Here is a 3,121-nt window from a genome sequence, read left to right on the forward strand (position 1 = left end):
CAAATCAATTGGTATCTGAATTCCCGGCCACTTAAATGTCTTAACTGGCGCACACCAATCGAGATCTTCCTGCTTAATTTACGTCATTAAATTCGTTCAAGTTATTTCTTGCAATCTGCCTTACTCAAAATTTTGGATCCGTTGACGAACTAGGATGGCGGCAACGAGGCAGACGAGCAGCTCCGTCACCGGCATCGCGGCCCAGACCCCGTTGATTCCGAAAATTGCGGCCAGGATGAAGATCGCTGGCAAGAGAATCAAATATCCCCGCAGAAGCGAGAGGGTGAAGGAGGCCCGGGCGGCGTTGATCGCCGTCAGGAAGAGAATGAACAAGAGATTGAGGGCGCTGAAAAAGGCGCTGGTGAAGTAGATCGGCAGGCCGACGCTGGCGTAGTGGACCAGCTGGCTGGACTGGGAGGTGTTGAAGACCTCAATGATCGGCAGCTTGAAGATGATCAGGATCAGGAAGCTGACAGTTGCCAGGATCAAGGTGATGACCATCCCCGTCTTGAGGGCGGCAGTGACGCTAGTAAAGTGCTTCTCCCCGTATTCCCGGCTGGCGATCGGCTGAACGCCGAGCGCGACCCCGTTGGCCAGGGCCAGGACGACGATGGCGATGTTGGAGATCACCCCGTAGGCCGCCACGGCGTAGTTGTCCGCCAGCTGGAGCAGGACGTGGTTGAAGAAGTAGATGCTGACCCCGGTGCTGAGCTCGTTCAAGGCCGCTGCGATCCCGAGCTTGGCGGCCCGGCCGATCGTCTTTAACTGCGGCCGGCACCAGTGGAGCTGGAGTTGTCGCTGGGCAAAGTGGCGGTGGCGACTGAGGACGAGCAGGCTGATGGCCGGTGAGAAAAGCACCGCCAATGCGGCCCCCTCCATCTTCAACCCGCAGCCGAAGATGAAGAACCAGTCGATAAAGATCACCGAGATGGTCTCGGTAAGGGTGGCCTTCATGGTCAGAGTCGGATTGCCGTCGTTACGGACGAAGTTAATCGAGATGTAGTTGCACATGTAAAGCGGGGCGGAGCAGGCACAGATCCGCAGGTAGATGGTGGCCATCTGCCGGGTCTGGTCATTGGCGCCGAGAAAGTTGACGACCGGGGTGACGAAAACATTGATCAAAACGGCGAGGACGATCCCGAGGGCGGCCGCGAAGATGATCAGCTGGCTGTAAAGGTCCTGGACCCGCTCCGGATGCAGGACCTTGTTGAGCGAAAAAATGGTGGCGCCCCCGACCCCGAGCAGGAGCCCGAGACAGTTGAAGACGTTGAAGAGTGGCAGAACTAGGTTGAGGGCGGTCAGCCCCAGCGCCCCGGCCGCAATCGAGATGAAGAGGGTGTCGATCAGCACGTACATCGACATCCCCAGGCTGGCGATGACGTTGCGCAAGACATAGTGACGAACCTCGCCGGCAATTGTTTGTGTTGGCATGCAAAATTCCTCCCTTAGTCTTCCTCCCCCGCACGCGGACGCCTGTCGGAAAACGACTGTTAATTTGTTGCAAAACCCGGCGATCTTGCGACCCTTATTTGCTCTTTATCTTATCAATATTTAGCCGACTTTGCATGTTAAATAATGATTCCGTTGCAATGGTCGACCTCGTGCTGGACGATCTCGGCGGCTAGGCCACTGAGGGTTAGGGATTGTTTTTGCCAGTTTTGGTTGAAGAACTGGACGGTAATCTGGTCAAAGCGTTGGGTTGGCCGTTCGCCGGACAGTGAAAGGCAACCCTCCTTGGTCTGGTAAGGCCGGGCCTTGGCCGTGATCTGCGGGTTGAACATCACGACCGGCAGGGGCCCCAGCTGGGCGATGATGACGCGCTTGCCTTCGCCGATCATGTTGGCGGCCATCCCGATGCAGTGGTCCTGGTGGGCGCGCAGGGTGTCCATCAGGTCCCGACCGATTGAAAGGTCCTGCCGACTGGCTGGTGCAGAGGGCTGCTTGAGTTGCTGAACGTCGGTGACAATTGGTTTAATCATATTCATTCCTCCAAAATTTTGGTGATAAAAGAACGGGGCTGAGAGCAATTCCCAGTCCCGTTAACGGATTACTAGTTCTTCTTGTGGTGTTGCTGCTTGCCGGCGTTGCGTTGCCGGTTGCGCTGGGCCATCTGCTGAGCTGAATTTGATTTCTTTTTTAACTGGCTAATGGCGTCGGCTGTCTTAGTGTTTGGCTGTGGGTCAACCGTTGGCACTTTGACCGGGTGCTTCTTGGCTTCGGCAGCGATTTGCTTTCGAATCCGTGGCCGGTAGGCGTTGACCATCAGGGTTTGCAGGATAGCAAAGAGCCCACCGATGAAGAAGTAGAGCCCCAGGCCGGCCGAGGAGGTCAGCGAAATGAAGAAGGTCATGACTGGGCTCATCCAGATGGCCATCTTCATCTGCTTCTTCTGTTCTTCCGGCACCCCGACCAGGCCGAGATAGCTCTGGACGGCGTAGGCGATGAAGGACAGGACGGCAAAGAGAAAACTAGGCTTCCCGAGGGCGATGCCAAAGAAGGTGGCGTGGTAGAGGTCCGGGGAGTAGCGAATCGCGGCGTAGAGGGCGGCGAAGACTGGCAGCTGGATCAGCAGCGGCAGACAGCCAATCCCCCCGGTCAGACTGACGTTGTTGTCCCGGTAGAGGGCCATCATCTGTTGACTGACAGCGGCTTGTTCTTCCGGCGTCTTGGCGGCCTTTTGCTTGGCGGAAAGGGCCTTGATTGCCGGTTGAATTTGGGCCATCTTTTCCTGGGTGATCGTGGACTTCTTCATTTGCGAGAACATCACTGGCAAAAGGATCGTCCGGACGACCACGACGATGACGATGATTGCCCAGCCGTAGTTGTTGCCCAGGTGGCTGGCCAGCCATTCCATCAGGTGCTGCATCGGCTTGGCCATGTAGTCATAGACGAAACCGTACGGCCGGCCGCTCTTCGTGGTGCGGACACAGCCGCTGAGCAAGAAGAGCATGGTGGTCATCAGACCGACCACGGTGAGTCGTTTGTGTTTCATTAAATTAATCCTCCTCGTATTCTATAAATATATCCTTTCGGATTTTGCTACTATACAACTTGTTTTCTGGTCACCGCATGATAACCTCTAATTATCATTGGCTTTGGTCAACTGGTATAGGTTAAATTC

3 protein-coding genes are annotated in these 3,121 nt (G+C 55.8%); all 3 read right to left on the reverse strand.

Annotation, left to right across the window (positions count from 1 at the left end):
- Positions 1–120: 120 nt before the first annotated feature.
- Positions 121–1,431, reverse strand: coding sequence for an MATE family efflux transporter (locus tag OCT58_RS10115; RefSeq protein ID WP_267202705.1), 1,311 nt, complete (start codon positions 1,429–1,431; stop codon positions 121–123).
- A 137-nt stretch (positions 1,432–1,568) separates the two neighbouring features.
- Positions 1,569–1,979: a peptide deformylase gene (locus tag OCT58_RS10120; RefSeq protein ID WP_267202706.1), complete on the reverse strand. Its 411-nt coding sequence runs from the start codon at positions 1,977–1,979 to the stop codon at positions 1,569–1,571.
- 71 nt (positions 1,980–2,050) lie between these two features.
- Positions 2,051–2,992, reverse strand: a complete 942-nt coding sequence (yidC, locus tag OCT58_RS10125; protein ID WP_267202707.1) for a membrane protein insertase YidC — start codon at positions 2,990–2,992, stop codon at positions 2,051–2,053.
- Between the last annotated feature and the right edge of the window lie 129 nt (positions 2,993–3,121).

This window comes from Limosilactobacillus kribbianus (assembly GCF_026413145.1).
Classification (GTDB): domain Bacteria; phylum Bacillota; class Bacilli; order Lactobacillales; family Lactobacillaceae; genus Limosilactobacillus; species Limosilactobacillus kribbianus.